This is a genomic window from Niveispirillum sp., from assembly GCF_052437035.1.
In the GTDB taxonomy this organism is placed as follows: domain Bacteria; phylum Pseudomonadota; class Alphaproteobacteria; order Azospirillales; family Azospirillaceae; genus Niveispirillum.
In genome coordinates, this window is record NZ_JBQVOH010000001.1 from 615,351 (window position 1) to 630,355 (window position 15,005).

Here is a 15,005-nt window from a genome sequence, read left to right on the forward strand (position 1 = left end):
TCATCATCGGCCCGGCGCCGCTCATGGGATGGCCAGGCGCAAATCTTCTGGGGCCGCGACGGGCGCGACCGGTTCAGGATTTGGCGATCAGATGAAGGCGGGTGGGGCGCGGGGCGGGGTATCGCCCGGAAGGCGCAGATAGGCCGGCCATTGCGTGCAGCCGGGTGAGGGGCGCCACAGGATGGTCTGCCGGGGCCAGAGCGGCACCAGCAGCGACAAGGCCAGCAGCAACGGCACCGGCAGGGCGGCCAGCAGGGCGAACAGGCAGGGGACGTCGCTGGGCGCCGGCATATCGCTTGTCTTCACCGGCTTGCCGTCAGCATCCAGCAGCAGCGTTACATCCTGTACAGCACCCGTACAGATGACCAGCGGCAGGCCGCCCTCGCCCAAGGCCGACAGGTCGGGCATATAGCCAGGGGGCAGCATGGCCCGCAGCAGCAGGGCGCAGAACAGGGTCCAGGCGGCCATTGTCCGCCCGATACGACCGATGCCCTGTATGGCTGATTGTAAATCCCATCCCCACATGCGCGCTGAAATGCGCGCAGGCGGGCCTTCTGTCAAGGCATGTGGCCTGCGACGCGACAGCACGCTATGACAGGGCGGCGAAGGACGGAGCGGGCGAATGTCTTACACAGCGCAGGAAATGCGCGAACGGGTGCTGTACGAGGATGAGCGCGTTATCATCCTGAACAAGCCCTATGGGCTGCAGGTCCATTACGGGACCAAATGCACCGACCATCTGGAGCTGTACCTGCCCTTGATCCAGGGGGACCGACCGGAGCCGCCGCGTCTTGCCCATCGGCTGGACAAGGAGACGGCGGGTTGCCTGGTCCTTGCCCGCGATGTGGAGGCGGCGGCGCGGCTGGGCGCCATGTTCCTGGACGGTCGGGTCCGGAAGACCTATTGGGCGGTCACGATGGGTGGGCCGAAGGTGGTGGAAGGGGTGATCGACCTGCCGCTGGGCAAGGTCCGGGTGCCCGGCACGTCCAAGATGGTGGTGGATGTGACGGCAAAGCCCGCCCTGACCCGCTGGAAGCGGCTGGGACAGTCCGACGGCCTGTCGCATATGGAACTTTATCCCCGGACGGGGCGGATGCATCAGCTGCGCGCCCATTGCGCCTATATGGCCATGCCGATCCTGGGGGACCGCATCTATGGGGCGGAGATGCCACCGCCGGTGCCGCTGCACCTGCTGGCCCGGTCTATCCGCTTTCCGTCATTGGACGGGGCGGGGGAGATCACTGCGACCGCGCCGCCCCCGCTGCATATGGCCGAAACCCTGGCCGCCATCGGGTGGGCATAGAAAAAGCCCCGCAGGGATGATCCTGCGGGGCTTTTCATTATCGACAGAGGCAGAGCTTTACTCGGCGGCGGTCTGAACCAGGGCCGGCTGCACGTTCAACTGACGGGCCACCTTGCCGAAGAGCTCGATCGCGGTATCGATCTGCTTGGTCGTGTGGGCGGCGCTGACGCTGGTGCGCAGCAGCGACTGGCTGTTGGGCGTGGCCGGCGGCAGGGCGAGGTTCAGATACAGACCCTCTTCCAGCAGACGGTTCCAGAAGGTGATCGCCAGCTCGATCGAGGGCAGTGAAACCGCCACGATCGGGTTCACGTCGGGACCGACCTGGAAGCCCTTGTTCCGCAGGCCTTCATACAGGCGCTTGGAATTGGCCATCAGCTTGGTGCGCAGGCCCGGCTCTTCCTGCATCCGCTCCAGCGAGCGCAGGCAGGTGGCGATGACCGACGGCGGCAGAGAGGCCGTGAACATGTACGGACGGCAGGCGACCCGCAGCACGTCAAAGTCCGGCAGGTCGGAGACGCAGAAGCCGCCGACGGCGCCCAGGCTTTTGGAGAAGGTGCCGACGATGAAATCGACATCATCCTCAACGCCCACTTCCTGCGCCAGACCACGGCCCGTATCACCCAGCACGCCCATGGAATGGGCCTCATCCACCAGCAGGTAGACGCCATTCTCGCGCTTGACCTGGGCGAATTCCTTCAGCGGGGCAACGTCACCCAGCATCGAATAGATGCCTTCGACCACCACCAGCTTGTTGCCGGGATGATCGGCGACGCGGCGCAGACGCTTGTTCAGGTCTTCCGGGTCGTTGTGACGGAAGCGGATGACCTGGGCCGGGGTCATCTTGGCTGCGTCATAGATGCTGGCATGGCTGTCGCTATCCAGGAACAGCAGGTCATCCTTGCCCACCAGGGTGGAGATGATGCCCAGGTTCGCCTGATAGCCGGTCGTGAAGACCATGCAGTTTTCGCGGCCATAGAACTTTGCCAGTTCCCGTTCCAGCGCCGCATGGCCGTCGTAGCTGCCATTAGCGATGCGTGAGCCGGTGGTGCCCGTGCCAAACGACTTAAGCGCCTCGACACCTTTGTCGATGCAGCTCTGGTCGAAGGTCAGGCCCAAATAGTTGTTGGTGCCGAGCAGGATCGTGCGGCGACCGTTCAGCATGCCCTCCGTGGGGGAGAGCATGGCGTCGAACTTTACCGTGAACGGGTCACGGCCGGCGCCGGCAATGCGGTGATAATGCTCGCGGAGCTTGGTGTACTTGGCAAGGATCGTCATTTCTCAGGCGTGCCCCCGGAGTTCCGATATGGTCCTAGCCAGGTCGCCGATGGTTTCGACTTCCGCGATCCGTTCCATCGGGATCGAGACATCGAACTTATCCTCGAGCACCATCACGAAATCCATGACGGCCAGGCTATCCAGGCCGAGATCACGCGTGATGCTGGTCTCCGTCGTAACGGTGACCGGCGTTGGCAAGGTCTTGACCAGGGCGGCGATGATGGTTTCGACGATGTCGTTGACGTCGGTAGTCATTAAAGCGCCCCGGAAATCTGTCAGACTAGGTTGTTGCAGTGGCAAATAGGTCGGTGCCCCCCGACCTCAATCCTAAAAAGCGTCACTTTCCGGTAAGGTAATTGCAACGCCAAAGGATGCAAGAGCAAACCACAAAACGCATGGAACACCTGTGACAGATGACACAGCGCAGGGTAATTTCGCAACAGTTTGCAGCGAACTTTGTTCAAATCGCTATATCCAGCGATGCTCCCGATACCATTTTGCCGCACCCGCAAACCCTTCGTGCAGCCCGATGCGGGGTTTCCACAGCGATTCAGGCGGCATTTGCTGCGACGCGACAGACCAGTCGGGATGGGTGATTTCCCGCGTCTTGGGCAGGGTCAACATGACCGGCTTGCCGGTCATGGCGGCGGTGAGACTGCCGGCCAATCCGATGGCCCGCAGGAGCGGGACAGGGACCCGGACACGGGCCGCGCGATGGCCCACCGCATCCGCCGCGCAATCCAGCAGCGTTGCCCAGTCATAGCCGGCGGTCACCCCGTCACACAGGGCATATTCCTGTCCCTGCGGTCCGCCGGGTTTGGCCAGGGCGGCGATGGCGTCGGCGGCATCCGCGACCTGCACCATGGCCAGCCTCGCTTCCGACCCGCCCAGCACAGGCACAACAGGCCCGGCGGCGGCCTTGAACAGCGACAGGGTTTCGCGGTCCCAGGGGCCATAGATGGCGGGCGGGCGGATAATGCACCAGTCGGCGCCGCCATAGGCCGCCAGTGCCGCTACCTCTCCCGCCCGCTTGCTGGCGGCATAATGAGACAGGTGCGGCTGGGTCGCGGCCTGGCTGGAGATCAGCAGCAGTCGGGCGCGGGGCGCGTGGGTGGCGACGGCGCGACCGATGGAAGCCGAACCGCCCTCATTCACGGCGAAGAACTGCGCCCGGTCTTTGGCCTTGATCAGGCCGGCGCCATGGATGACGACATCGGCACCCGTGACAAGTCTGGCCAGGGCCGCATCATCGCGTAGATCGCCCAGCACCAGTTCGGGCCAGACATCGGCCAGCAGCGGATGCACCGGGTCCTGACGCACCAGCATACGGACGGCAAAGCCGGCGCGGTGCAGGGCCGCCACGATATAGCGGCCCAGAAAGCCGGTGCCACCCGTTATGGCGGCGACCTTCATAATCAGGCGGACAGTAGGGCGTTGGCGCCGAACTCACCGGCCAGCAGCATCTGCCGGGCCTTGGTGCGTGACAGCTTGCCCGAAGAGGTCTGGGGCAGGGAGTGGGTGGGTACCAGCACCACCTTCACCTCCAGCCCATGGGCGGCACGCAGCACGCCCTGCACCTGCGCTGCCAGGGCGGCGCGGGCTTCGTCCTGCGTCGGGCGGCACTGCACCAGCACCACCACCTGCTCTCCGCCATCCCCATCGACAGAGAAGGCAACGACGTCGCCGCTGCGCAAGCTGTCGATGGAATGTTCGGCGGACCATTCCAGATCCTGCGGCCAGATATTGCGGCCATTGACCAGGATCAAATCCTTGGCCCGGCCCGTGATGACGATCTGCCCATCGCAGAGATAGCCAAGGTCACCCGTATCAAGCCAGCCATCGGCGGACAGCACTGCCGCCGTTTCCTCCGGTCGGTTGAAATAATCGCGCATGAGTGACGGGCCGCGGGCGAACAGGCGGCCCACCTGCTTTTCGCCCAGCAGCTTGCCATCAGGATCGCGCACCTCAATGGCGTGGCCTGGCAAGACGGGGCCGTTCAGCACGAATTCACGCTCGCGCTCCGTCTGCGGACCCGGCGGTACGGCGACCGCGTCGCCTTCCAGCCGGTCGAGATCAACACGGTCGGTGACCAGTCCGACACCCAGCGGTGCGAAGGACAGGGCCAGCGATGCCTCTGCCATGCCGTAGGAGGGGACCAGGGCGCCGGCGTTGAACCCACGCGGGGCAAAGGTTTCCGCAAACTTGCGTAGCACGCGCGGACGCACCATGTCGCCGCCGATGCCGGCCCCGCGCCAGGTGGACAGGTCGATCCCTTCGGTCGAGGCCGTCTCCGCGCGCCGTGCCGCAAGCTCGTACCCGAAGCTGGGGCTGTAGGACAGAGTACCGCCATTGCGGGTGATCAGGTTCAGCCATAGCAGCGGACGGCGGGCAAATTCACGGGTCGGCAGATAGTCGATGGAAACCTGACAGACCAGCGGGGTCAGCAGGAACCCGACCAGCCCCATATCGTGATAGAGCGGCAGCCAGGAAACGCAGCGGTCAGCCGCCGTGATCTTCAAGCCATGATGGGTGATGGCATAGGCATTGGCCATCAGGGCACGCTGCGTCACGGCCACGCCCAGGGGGAAACGCGTGCTGCCCGACGAGAATTGCAGGTAACAGAGATCGTCGGGGCCAACGGTCGGCAACTCAATCCCCGCCCCGTCGACATCATCGAACACGGCAAGCGTGCCCACAGCCTTCATGTTCAGGCCATCGGCGGCGGCCTTCACCCAGTCGGCCAGCGAGGCGGGCGACAGGACGGCGGCGGCATCGGCCCCCTGCATCATGCGGCGAATATGCTCAATATAGGCGTCCTTGCCACCGAACGCCGCCGGCAGGGGCAAGGGGGCGGGGACAAGGCCCGCAAACTGGCACGCCGTGAAGGCGCGCATGAAGTCGCCATCGCTTTCAGCGATGATGGCGACGCGGTCGCCCTTCACCAGCCCCTTGGCCAGCATCTTGCGGGCCAGCGACACGCCCTGTTCATACATCTGCGCGTAGGGCAGCGCCTCCGTCAGTTCACCCTTGCCGGAGTAGAAATTCAGGCCGGTCTCCCCGCGCGACGCGTATTCAATCGCTTCCGGCACCGTGGCAAAATCAGCCAAGCGGGAGGCGAGCGCATGCTTGGAAGGGGTGGGGCTGACCATGGCGTACTGTTCCGAACAAGGGGGCGCGGGGCCCGAACCAGAGGATTGAATGCCGTTCACTGCGCGCAACGGCAAAAGCGTACCCCCAACATAGGGAAGTCCGTCCATGCCGGCTCATACCAGAGCGGGAGGTTTCGGGCAATCAGCGCGGATGTAGGGGCACCCTTGCCACCTGTCAAATGGAGCGGGACAGCCATTCCGCCAGCAGCGTCGCGTTATGCCGCCCTGGATTATTCACCGACAGGTCGAAATTCGCGGCAAAGGCCTGTTCCTGAACGGCCCGCCATTGCGGGTGGCTGGCGATGGCATCGTCCAGATGCATCAGCAGATCATCAGCCGTGTCCAGCACAGGCCCGAAGGTCCAGAACCGGTAATTGGCGTTGTCCCGCCAAGCGACGGCATGGGCGTTCAGGAACACGCATGGACGCGGTTTGCACAGGAACTCATAGACCTGGCTGCTAACATCCCCGAGATAGAGGTCTGCTGCCATTGTGTAGGTCATGTCGCAACTGGCATCGCTGCCAAGATCAATGCGGATATGATCCAGCCCCCTGAATCGCTCAAACGCCGCCAGCTTGCCCGGCGTCACCGGGTCGAACAGCCGCATATGGGGTGCGAAAATCAGGTTGTAGCGGTCCTGGCGGGCCATGATCTCCAGAATCATCATGCCAAAGCGTGGCCAGGACCCCAGCGTTGTGGAGAAATGCGGGTTGTAGAGGATGGTGGGCCGGCCATTGGCGAACAGGGGGGGGCGTCCGCCCGCCAGCCGGTTTACCGCGTCGAACTTCGTGTAGGCGGAAACCGCATAGCGGTTTGCCGTCAGATATCCGGCTTCCACCAGGCGTTGCGCACTTTTCGGGCTGGGGATCAGGTTGAAGTCGAACTTGGCGACGCGGGGGTCAAAGGTGACGTCCCGATCACCGGCGCCATGTTCGGTATTGATGAATTTGGGCCGCCTGACGCCGAACCGGCGCAGCAAGAGGCTGGTTTTGTCCGTCGACACCAGCGCGTCATAGGTATTCAGCATCCGGCGGTTATGGAACAGCGACCACGCCTTGGGCGGTACCGGCAAGGCGCGAAAACGCCGGTAGAGGCGAATGCCCAGCGGCTGCGGCATCAGGCGCAGGCTGACCTTGGCACCGGGATAAAGCGGGATGAATTGCTGGACATAATCCAGGTGGCCTTGGCCGGGGGCCAGGATGTCCACCTGCCAGTCCGGGCGCAGGATGGACAGTTCCAGGGCCATGGGCAGGGAATGCAGGATCTGGTGGCTCTGACTGTTGTAGAGAAACCCGATCCTCATACCTTGTTCCGCTCCTCCGCCATACGCTGCCGGAACCAGCGCACCACGGGCACCAGAAACGCGACAAGCACCAGGATGGCAGAGAACATGCGGGCCCAGCCGGCGCCAATCAAGCCAAACCAGTGGATGCAGGCCAGAAGGATCGGGATATAGAGCGTCGTGGTCCAGATGCGCACCATCAGTGCCTTGTGCGCCTCACCCGCCGAAACCATGACGGGTTCCAGCGGGAAGGACCAGATGCCGACCACGGCGGCGGCCACCAGCCACATCATGACGGGCCAGGCGGGTACGAACTCCTCCCCCACGATCAGGCGCAGGCCGACTTCCCCGATGAACCAGCAGATGACCAGCGCCAGCATGGCGCCGGCCCCGGCAAGCAGGGCCGAACGCTGGATCAGGGACCGCATCTCCCCGAACTGCCGCGCCTCGATCATGCGCGACAGTTCCGGGTAGATGGCGGGGATCAGCAGCTTGGCCGGCTTGGCCAGGGCCTCCCCCAGTTGCCGGGCGATGCGGAACAGGGCGGCGTCGCGCGGGCCCAGCATCCAGCCGACGGCCAGCGTGCCAATATGGGTATAGGCCAGTTCCAGGGTGGAGGAGAGGTTGGTGGACCAGACGAAGCTCCACACCCCGTCGAATCCATGGCTCATCGGCTTGCCATCGCCGCGCCAGCTATACCCGTCCAGCAGGCCGCGCTTGCGCAGTTCTGACCAGCCCTTGGCGATCAGATAGATGCCGGCGACGGCGGTGGCGACGTACCAAGCCACTAGGAAGGCTACAATGCCGCCGCCCATGATCCAGGCGATGCCGCCGCCCACCATGCGGATGATGGCGCCCAGCGTGCTTTGCACCGACAGGATGTCGAACCGGTCGATCAGCCGCAGGATGCCCGTGGGCGTGGCCTGCACCATGAACAGAACCGAGGTGACATAGATCAGCGCCGCCGGCATCAGGTCTGCCGGCCAGCCGAAGGATGCCCCCAACGCCCAGGCAACGGCCACCGACAGGAATGTGCCGGCGATGGCACTCCACCCGTCCAGATGTGCTGTGAATCGCAGCAGACGCTGGAAATCGCCGATCCGCCCTTCATTCAGGGCCGGCGTGCCATAGCGCAGGACGGCCTGCCAGCTCTGGAATTTCGCGATCTCACCAATGGTCTGGGTGAAAGTGTGGATCAGGACCAGGATGCCGAACTGTTCCACGCCCAGCGCGCGTGCCGCGATGGCCAGACCTGCCAGGCCGGCAATGGCGTTGACCGTCTTGCCGCCCAGCAGGATGCCGGCATTGGCGAACAGACGGCGCAGGCGGTCATCGCCAAACCAGGATTTGAGGGGAGAACGGAACGTCTTACGGGCCACGTGTCGAGCTGTCTGAAATGGGTATGCCCTGCCCATTTAGCAGCAGGCCGCCCATCCGCATAGGCCATGCATGACGGGATAGACGAATTGCAGCGTTGGCAATGGCGCCCTGTCCTGTGACTGTGATCACTTTACGGGGGACGGATGCGGCCTACATGAACAAGGTTCGCGCGCCGCCCGCCGAATATCCGTTGCTGTTGAGGCCCTGCCCATGTCGCGTTTGTCCGCCACCCATCTGCTGCACCGCACCGCGCTGGCCACCGCGCTGGCCCTTGCTGTTACGGCTGTGCCGGTTGCGGCGCAGGATAATGCGGCGGCGCCGTCGCCCGCGCTGAACGTGGATAATGCGGCCCTGGTCGCCGCCGGTCCCGCCGAGGATGTGAATGACCCGCTGGAGCCGGTGAACCGGGCCATCTTCTGGGTCAATGAGGGGCTGGATGTCGTGATCATCCGCCCGGCGGCGAAGGTCTACCGCACGGTCCTGCCGACGCCGGTACAGAAGGGCGTGCGCAATGTCCTGCGCAATCTGCGCTCCCCGCTGGATCTGACGAACCAGTTGCTGCAGGGCGACTGGCATGGGGCGGGTGATGTGCTGCGCCGCTTCACCATTAACACGACCATCGGCCTGGGTGGCCTGGTTGATGTGGCTGCCGACCATGGCATGCCCTACGAATATGAAAGCCTGGATCAGACGCTGGCCGTCTGGGGCATTCCGGAGGGGCCATATCTGGTGCTGCCGCTGCTGGGGCCGTCATCGGTGCGCGATGCGACCGGTTTTGTGGGCGAGTATTTCGCCGATCCGGTATCGAACTATGCCAGCAATACCGACCAGGACTGGATCACCCTGACCCGTGGCACCCTGACGGCGCTGGATACGCGGGCCGAATATATCGAGGCGCTGGACGATGTGAAGCGCAACAGCTTCGACTATTACGCCTCCATGCGCTCGCTCTACCGTCAGCGGCGCGACGGCTGGATTCGCGATGGTAAGCCCGATGTGGAGCAGATGCCGGATATTCCCGACTACGAGTGAGTGTTCAATGGCTGGCCGTCAGGCCAGCCATTTCTGCACGACATCGACCAGATTGCGCAGGCTGAGCAGCATGATGACCACGGCAACGAGGATCATCATGGGCTTGTCGGGCAATTTCTGCGTCACCATCGCCGCAAAGGGTGCGGCGATGACGCCGCCGATGATCAGGCCCAGGATGGCGGGCCAAAGCTCCAGCCCGATGGTGAAGATGAAGGTGAAGGACACCGTCATTGTGACGAAGAATTCAGCCAAATTGGTGGAGCCGATGGCATAGCGTGGCTGTGTGCCGCCGCCGATCAGGGTGCTGGCCACCATTGGACCCCAGCCACCGCCGCCGATTGCATCCAGGAAGCCGCCGCCAAGCCCCAGGCCCGCGACCTTGCGCGTTGATAGCTCATGCGGCGGTGGCGGGTGCAATGCCTTCCACAGGATCAGGCCACCCATGGCCAGAAGATAGACTGCCACCACGGGCCGGATGACATCGCCATCAATCCCCGATAGCACATAGGCGCCCACTGCGCCGCCCAGCATGCCGGGAAGTGCCAGCCGCCAGACAAGATCAAGGCGGACATTCTTGCGCCGCCAATGGGCAAAGCCGGAGGCGCCGGTCGTGAACATTTCCGCCACATGCACGCTGGCGCTGGCCGTGGCCGGGGGCACGCCCATCGACATCATGACGCTGCTGGCCGTCACGCCATAGGCCATGCCGATGGCCCCGTCCACCATCTGGGCGGCAAAGCCGACAGCGATGAAAAGCAGGATGTCTTCGATCATCGGTGTCCTTCCGAATGGCGGCCTGGGCGCCCGTTGTGCGGGAAAAATCCGGTCGGGTCAAAGCCGGCGCCACAGGGTGGCCAGCCATTCCTGCCGGTGACGGGGTAATCCTTCGGGCCGGCGCCAATCGGCCAGCAGGGTGAACCCAGCCTCCTTCACCGCCGCTTTCCAGCTTTGCGGGCGGCGAAAGGCCAGATAGCGGCCATCGGTGGCCAAGCCTTCCATGCCATCGCCGGTGGGATCGCAGGCATAGAAAACACCGCCGGGTCGCAGCCAGTTCCCCACCCGGTGCAGAACATGCGCAAGGGCGATGTCCGGCAGGTGGAAGAACAGATGATGGGCCCATATCCCGTCGAACGAATGATCCATCCATGGCGCGCGATCGGCAGACAACAGGTCCAGCACATGCACCGTACAGCCCGTCTGTTGTGCGGCGATAGCGGCCAGGGCCGGGCTGCCGTCGGCCCCGATTGCCAGGGCGCCTGCTTCCCGGAAGCCGGCAAGGTCCCGCCCGGCGCCGCATCCCAGGTCCAGAATGGCGGGCGCCTGGCAGTCGATAGTCGTCAGGAACCGTTGCCTTGCACCGGCGCTGTCATGATCGGCCAAGTGACTGGCATAATGCGCGGCATGCGCGCTGTAATGGGCGAGCGTGGGGTTCGCTGCCCGCCCCATCAGCGGATGACCCCCATCCGCTTCAGCTTCCACAGGATGCCAGGGGCCGACAGGATGGGGTGGCGCCGCTGCCATGGCGTCAGTTCCAGGCGCACGCCGGAATGACGGTGCAGCTTCCACAGCAGGTAATCGACCCCACCGGTGAAGGTGAAGGCGGCCTTCACCAGCCGGGCAATGTTCAGCACCTTGCCGAACCGTCCGCGCCAGGCCCAGGCACTGGCCGCCCTTGCCCGTTCAGTCGGGGACAGAAGCGGGTGCAGGCGACCATCGGGTCGTTCCTCAAACGGGACCCGTGCCGATGCCCAGGCGGGGGGCAGCAGGGCCGTGTAGCGGTCGGCGGCATGGTCCACGATGCTGACGCCCCGTGACGCCTTCTCCACGCGCAGTTCGGCGCTGTAGGTGGCCTTGAACAGCGCCTCCCAGTAATCGCGTGCAGTCCCCTCCGTGGGACCCAGCAAGGCGGCCCAGCGGGTGGCGGTCGTGACCGCCTGGGCCACGGCGGTACGAACCTGCCGGCGGGCGGCTGCATCGCGGGCATGGGCCAGCATCACCGGCTGGGTGAACCGCGCCCAGATGGTGGTGTCCAGGCCGTCAAAACGGGTGCTGCGCACGAACTGGTCAATACCCATCACGGCCACCTTGGCCCGCAAGGTGTGGCCCTGCCACGGCACCTCCCAATATTCCACGCTGGGCGGCAGCAGGCGGGTGGCGGCGGCCAAAGGGCGGCTGTCGCGCCAGCCCGTCAGACTATCGACCAGCACATAGAAATCCAGCAGCCCCTCGACATCGCCCGTGCGCAGGTTGGAGCCGTAGAACAGCACCGAAGCGACATTGTCCCCGCCATGCGCCACCAGCGCCGCCACCAGGGCGGCGGCGGGTGCGGGCAGGGGCAGGTCCCATTCCTGGTCAATCAGGGTGGAAAGCGGGTCGGTCACGGCTGAACAAAGGTGATGCTGTCATGGGCCGACAGGATGACACGACCGGCGGGATACGTCTCCCCATCCATGATCAGGGGGCGGGTCAGGTGCAGTTCGATCCGTTCCGCCCCGCCCGACCGATAGGCACCCGCGTTGCGCATGCCGGCGCTGGGCCGCCCCGTCATCAGGCGCGGCAAGGCACCCAGCAGGCCGGGTGGACTGGCCGCCACATCCAGATAGCGCAGGGGACGCGTGCCATGATCCCAGAAGGGCCACAGCCCCATGATCAGCTTGTCGAGCGTCGTCGCCAGGAACAGGAAGCGGTTGCCGTCCAACGCCGGGCTGTCATCGACCGTTGCCGTGAAAGGCTCACCCGCCAGCCAGCCATGGCTGTCATTGCCGATCAGCGCCCGGCCCAGAACACCGGCCATGGTCAGCACCACAGCAATTTCCTGGGTGAAGCCGGCCTTGTGGATGGCGGCATTGGCAAGGTCGGTGCCACGCGTGAAGGCGCCGGCCCCCATGAACATGCCGCGCACCGGCCCATGTTCCCCGTCGGGCCAGTGCAGCGACAGGATGGGCCGCTGCGTGGTGCGGGTGCCCAGCGTCCCCTCGTGCGCTGCCCGCACCAGTCCGGCCAACCCGCGAGGGCCATAGCCGTGGGTGCCGACATCGGCGGCGATCAGGTTGGTCTTGCCTGCCGCCAGGATCGCCAGCGCCGGGCTTGCATCGCCATATGCGTGGGGCAGGGCGGTCAGCACCTCCCGCACGGTCCCGTCACCACCATCCACCGTGATGATATCCACCCCGCCATCGGCAAAGCCGCGCAGGGCCTGCACCAGCTTTTCCGGCGTGTCAGGCGATGCCACATGGCTGCCGAACAGGCGCGCGGCATCCGCCGGCAAATCACCGGCCCCCGCCTTGTTCCGGTGGCTGAACGGATTACGGATAAGACCCGGACGCGCCATGATGGATCAGGCGGACAGGTAGGAGGTGATGGGGCCCTTCTTGGACGCCTGTTCGGCCTGAACGATTTGCGCCATATGCACGCCGAAGCAGGCCGCGATCCAGAAGACCACCAGTGCCATGCCGATATCCGGGCGGCCCAGTAGGGTGGCCAGCGTCAGGATCACCAGATTGGGGTTGCGCCGCGCCGTGATCAGCCGGAAGAAGCTGTCGAACGGGCGCCAGGTGTGCATGTCGATCTTGAAGCGCTTGATGAAATAACCTTCCTGCAAACGCTGCGACACATAGCCGGCCCAGATGACGATCAGGGCGAAGATCTCGCCCCCCGGCATGGTGAAGCCCGCCGCCGACAGGCCCGCGACCCAGGCCCACCACCAGAAGGGCGGGTGGACCAGATCAATGCCATGGTCGAAGATGTTGCCCCACTTGCTGCTGGTCAGCGTCACGCGCGCCAGCTTGCCATCGACCGTGTCCAGGAAGGTCATGACCCAGCCGGCGGCAAGACCGGGCAGGTAATGTCCCTCCGCAAACAGCCAGAGCGCCAGCAGCATCAGGACGGCACCGATGCCCGTCACCATGTTGGGCGACAGGCCCAGCACGGCGCATAGCTTGGTCACGTGCCGAGCCGGCAGCGGCCAGACATATTTGGTGATGACGTCAGTGACGCCCTTATAGCTGCCGGCGAACATGCGCTGTTCGATCTTGGGCAGGGCTTCGGGCGTCAGGCGCAGCAGGAACGGCGTCTCCCGCTTGCGCAGCGCGTGATTGTAGGAAGAGGACAGGTCATCCGGCACCAGCACGCGCAGCCGGGCGGCCAGATTAGCGGGAACGATTCGGCTGCTGTTCAGCATCTCCGCCACTTCGGCGGCATCCTCGGCGGCCACATGGGCGGCCACCGGTTCCTGATTGCGGCTGTCCACCAGGATGGTGCCGGGCCGTTTGGCCAGATCACGCACCAGCACTTCGTCAAACACCCAGTCGGTGCGCAGCAGCAGCTGTGAACGGCCATGATCCAGCCCGTCCCAGGCCCGGACCTCCGTCACGCCATTGCGCACGCATTGGCGGCGCAGGCGTTCGGCGGAACTCATGCCCCACAGGCGAACGGGATTGTCGCCGATGGTGGCGGCCATGGGCGGGGTGGTTTCAGCGGCGTGATTGTCGGCGGACAAGGCGTGAACCATGATCAGGTTGGTTTGTTGATGGTCTACATACTCCCAGACGCGGGCTTTGCCTATCGCCTGTAAGGCATTGTAGCTTGGCTTTCATGCAGCCCTTCCGCTTCGCCCACCTGTCCGATCCGCATCTGCCGCTGGAACCCGACCGTCCGAAGGGGCTGGAATGGCTATCCAAGCGCACATTGTCCTATCAATCATGGCAGCGTAAACGCCGCCACGCCCATACGCCTGCCATGCTGTCCGCCATCGTCGCCGATATCAGGGCCCAGGGCGTGGACCATTGGGCCGTGACGGGCGACATCGCCAACATCTCCCTGGCCGGGGAGTTCCAGCGCGGGGCCGTCTGGCTGCGGACCCTGGGGGATGGGCGGGATGTGTCCTATGTCCCCGGCAACCATGACGCCATGGTGCATGTGCCCTTCGCCGATGGTCTGGGCCTGTGGGCGGATTACATGATGGGTGATGGTCAGGGGGAGGTGGCTTTCCCCTATCTGCGGCAGCGTGGGTCCGTTGCCTTTATCGGGGCCAATTCAGGTGTGCCGACCAAGCCGCTGCTGGCACAAGGGTCCTTGGGGCGGGAGCAGTTGGAACGGCTTGGCGATATGCTGGCCGATGCCGGGCGGCGCGGGCTGTTCCGGGTACTTATGGTGCATCATCCCGTGGTCGATGGGGTGGTATCGGGGCGCAAGGGCCTGACCGACCGGCGGGAACTGCGCGACCTCCTGTCGCGCACGGGGGCGGAGATGCTGCTGCATGGCCATGCCCATGTCGCCAACCTGTCGATGATCAGGGGACCCAAGGGCCCGATCCCCAGTCTGACGGTGCCATCGGCATCTGCCATCGGCTATCGCCATGACATGCCCGCCCGCTGGCACCTTGTGACGGTGGACACAGACGGTTCGCACTGGCGGGTGCAGGTGGAGGTTCGGGGCGTGGAACGGCGCGATGGGCCGATAACGGCGCTGGGCGGCTGGATGCTTCGGCTGCCTGCCACGTTGTAGGCTTGTGGGCGGATACGGTCCTGTCACCGGATAATGGTGGTTCCGGTCCCCTCTGTTCCGCACTAAAGTGCCTGTCTCT

Annotated in this window: 15 protein-coding genes; 3 read left to right on the forward strand and 12 right to left on the reverse strand. The window is 64.8% G+C overall.

All coding sequences use genetic code 11. From position 1 onward, the window contains the following. Positions 1-87: 87 nt before the first annotated feature. Entirely contained in the window at positions 88-468 is a 381-nt protein-coding gene (locus tag ACT6Q8_RS03015; protein ID WP_054167145.1) for a hypothetical protein, read from the reverse strand. A 154-nt stretch (positions 469-622) separates the two neighbouring features. Here ACT6Q8_RS03015 and ACT6Q8_RS03020 point away from each other — a divergent pair, with 154 nt between their 5' ends. Then, complete coding sequence (locus ACT6Q8_RS03020) at positions 623-1,303, forward strand: RluA family pseudouridine synthase (protein WP_444732585.1); 681 nt, start codon at positions 623-625, stop codon at positions 1,301-1,303. Between the two features lie 57 nt (positions 1,304-1,360). On the opposite strand, the gene spt is transcribed toward ACT6Q8_RS03020, so the two are convergent. The 6 genes from spt to ACT6Q8_RS03050 all read right to left on the reverse strand — a co-directional run bounded on the left by spt (position 1,361) and on the right by ACT6Q8_RS03050 (position 8,388). Further along, a complete protein-coding gene (spt, locus tag ACT6Q8_RS03025) occupies positions 1,361-2,578 on the reverse strand; it encodes a serine palmitoyltransferase (protein WP_444732586.1) in 1,218 nt (405 codons plus the stop codon). A 3-nt stretch (positions 2,579-2,581) separates the two neighbouring features. Next, positions 2,582-2,833 (reverse strand): acyl carrier protein, encoded by a 252-nt coding sequence (locus ACT6Q8_RS03030; RefSeq protein ID WP_054167148.1) that lies wholly within the window; start codon positions 2,831-2,833, stop codon positions 2,582-2,584. A gap of 213 nt (positions 2,834-3,046) precedes the next feature. Further along, the gene (locus ACT6Q8_RS03035) at positions 3,047-3,991 is read right to left on the reverse strand and encodes an NAD-dependent epimerase/dehydratase family protein (protein ID WP_444732587.1); all 945 of its coding nucleotides are present in this window, start codon (positions 3,989-3,991) and stop codon (positions 3,047-3,049) included. A 2-nt stretch (positions 3,992-3,993) separates the two neighbouring features. Further along, positions 3,994-5,727, reverse strand: coding sequence for a fatty acyl-AMP ligase (locus tag ACT6Q8_RS03040; RefSeq protein WP_444732588.1), 1,734 nt, complete (start codon positions 5,725-5,727; stop codon positions 3,994-3,996). A gap of 175 nt (positions 5,728-5,902) precedes the next feature. Next, positions 5,903-7,030 carry a hypothetical protein gene (locus ACT6Q8_RS03045; RefSeq protein ID WP_444732589.1) on the reverse strand — a complete coding sequence of 376 codons (1,128 nt, stop codon included), beginning with the start codon at positions 7,028-7,030 and terminating at the stop codon, positions 5,903-5,905. Continuing rightward, positions 7,027-8,388, reverse strand: coding sequence for a lipopolysaccharide biosynthesis protein (locus ACT6Q8_RS03050; RefSeq protein ID WP_444732590.1), 1,362 nt, complete (start codon positions 8,386-8,388; stop codon positions 7,027-7,029). Before ACT6Q8_RS03050 ends, ACT6Q8_RS03045 begins: the two co-directional genes overlap by 4 nt. 211 nt (positions 8,389-8,599) lie before the next feature. Between ACT6Q8_RS03050 and ACT6Q8_RS03055 the strand changes: the two genes are divergently transcribed. Continuing rightward, the gene (locus ACT6Q8_RS03055; protein WP_082372145.1) at positions 8,600-9,421 is read left to right on the forward strand and encodes an MlaA family lipoprotein; all 822 of its coding nucleotides are present in this window, start codon (positions 8,600-8,602) and stop codon (positions 9,419-9,421) included. An 18-nt stretch (positions 9,422-9,439) separates the two neighbouring features. Here the strand turns inward: ACT6Q8_RS03055 and ACT6Q8_RS03060 are convergent, their stop codons facing one another. From ACT6Q8_RS03060 to ACT6Q8_RS03080, 5 genes are read right to left on the reverse strand one after another with little or no spacing between them, the layout of a single operon-like run. Next, positions 9,440-10,195, reverse strand: a complete 756-nt coding sequence (locus ACT6Q8_RS03060; RefSeq protein ID WP_444732591.1) for a sulfite exporter TauE/SafE family protein — start codon at positions 10,193-10,195, stop codon at positions 9,440-9,442. Between the two features lie 57 nt (positions 10,196-10,252). After that, positions 10,253-10,867 carry a class I SAM-dependent methyltransferase gene (locus ACT6Q8_RS03065; protein ID WP_444732592.1) on the reverse strand — a complete coding sequence of 205 codons (615 nt, stop codon included), beginning with the start codon at positions 10,865-10,867 and terminating at the stop codon, positions 10,253-10,255. Continuing rightward, positions 10,867-11,802 (reverse strand): hypothetical protein, encoded by a 936-nt coding sequence (locus ACT6Q8_RS03070; protein WP_444732593.1) that lies wholly within the window; start codon positions 11,800-11,802, stop codon positions 10,867-10,869. The genes ACT6Q8_RS03065 and ACT6Q8_RS03070 overlap by 1 nt, the downstream gene beginning before the upstream one ends. Next, positions 11,799-12,752: a diacylglycerol/lipid kinase family protein gene (locus ACT6Q8_RS03075; protein ID WP_444732594.1), complete on the reverse strand. Its 954-nt coding sequence runs from the start codon at positions 12,750-12,752 to the stop codon at positions 11,799-11,801. The genes ACT6Q8_RS03070 and ACT6Q8_RS03075 overlap by 4 nt, the downstream gene beginning before the upstream one ends. Before the next feature lie 6 nt (positions 12,753-12,758). After that, positions 12,759-13,919, reverse strand: a complete 1,161-nt coding sequence (locus ACT6Q8_RS03080) for a CDP-alcohol phosphatidyltransferase family protein (protein ID WP_444732595.1) — start codon at positions 13,917-13,919, stop codon at positions 12,759-12,761. Positions 13,920-14,014: 95 nt separating this feature from the next. On the opposite strand from ACT6Q8_RS03080, the gene ACT6Q8_RS03085 reads away from it, so the two are divergent. Then, positions 14,015-14,926, forward strand: a complete 912-nt coding sequence (locus ACT6Q8_RS03085) for a metallophosphoesterase family protein (RefSeq protein ID WP_444732680.1) — start codon at positions 14,015-14,017, stop codon at positions 14,924-14,926. Positions 14,927-15,005 lie beyond the last annotated feature (79 nt).

Excerpts from the sequence above, each read along its gene's own strand:
- ACT6Q8_RS03015 (WP_054167145.1), bottom strand. The coding sequence starts at position 468 with ATGGCCGCCTGGACCCTGTTCTGCGCCCTGCTGCTGCGGGCCATGCTG.
- ACT6Q8_RS03020 (WP_444732585.1), top strand. The coding sequence starts at position 623 with ATGTCTTACACAGCGCAGGAAATGCGCGAACGGGTGCTGTACGAGGAT.
- spt (WP_444732586.1), bottom strand. The coding sequence starts at position 2,578 with ATGACGATCCTTGCCAAGTACACCAAGCTCCGCGAGCATTATCACCGC.
- ACT6Q8_RS03030 (WP_054167148.1), bottom strand. The coding sequence starts at position 2,833 with ATGACTACCGACGTCAACGACATCGTCGAAACCATCATCGCCGCCCTG.
- ACT6Q8_RS03035 (WP_444732587.1), bottom strand. The coding sequence starts at position 3,991 with ATGAAGGTCGCCGCCATAACGGGTGGCACCGGCTTTCTGGGCCGCTAT.
- ACT6Q8_RS03040 (WP_444732588.1), bottom strand. The coding sequence starts at position 5,727 with ATGGTCAGCCCCACCCCTTCCAAGCATGCGCTCGCCTCCCGCTTGGCT.
- ACT6Q8_RS03045 (WP_444732589.1), bottom strand. The coding sequence starts at position 7,030 with ATGAGGATCGGGTTTCTCTACAACAGTCAGAGCCACCAGATCCTGCAT.
- ACT6Q8_RS03055 (WP_082372145.1), top strand. The coding sequence starts at position 8,600 with ATGTCGCGTTTGTCCGCCACCCATCTGCTGCACCGCACCGCGCTGGCC.
- ACT6Q8_RS03060 (WP_444732591.1), bottom strand. The coding sequence starts at position 10,195 with ATGATCGAAGACATCCTGCTTTTCATCGCTGTCGGCTTTGCCGCCCAG.
- ACT6Q8_RS03065 (WP_444732592.1), bottom strand. The coding sequence starts at position 10,867 with ATGGGGCGGGCAGCGAACCCCACGCTCGCCCATTACAGCGCGCATGCC.
- ACT6Q8_RS03075 (WP_444732594.1), bottom strand. The coding sequence starts at position 12,752 with ATGGCGCGTCCGGGTCTTATCCGTAATCCGTTCAGCCACCGGAACAAG.
- ACT6Q8_RS03085 (WP_444732680.1), top strand. The coding sequence starts at position 14,015 with ATGCAGCCCTTCCGCTTCGCCCACCTGTCCGATCCGCATCTGCCGCTG.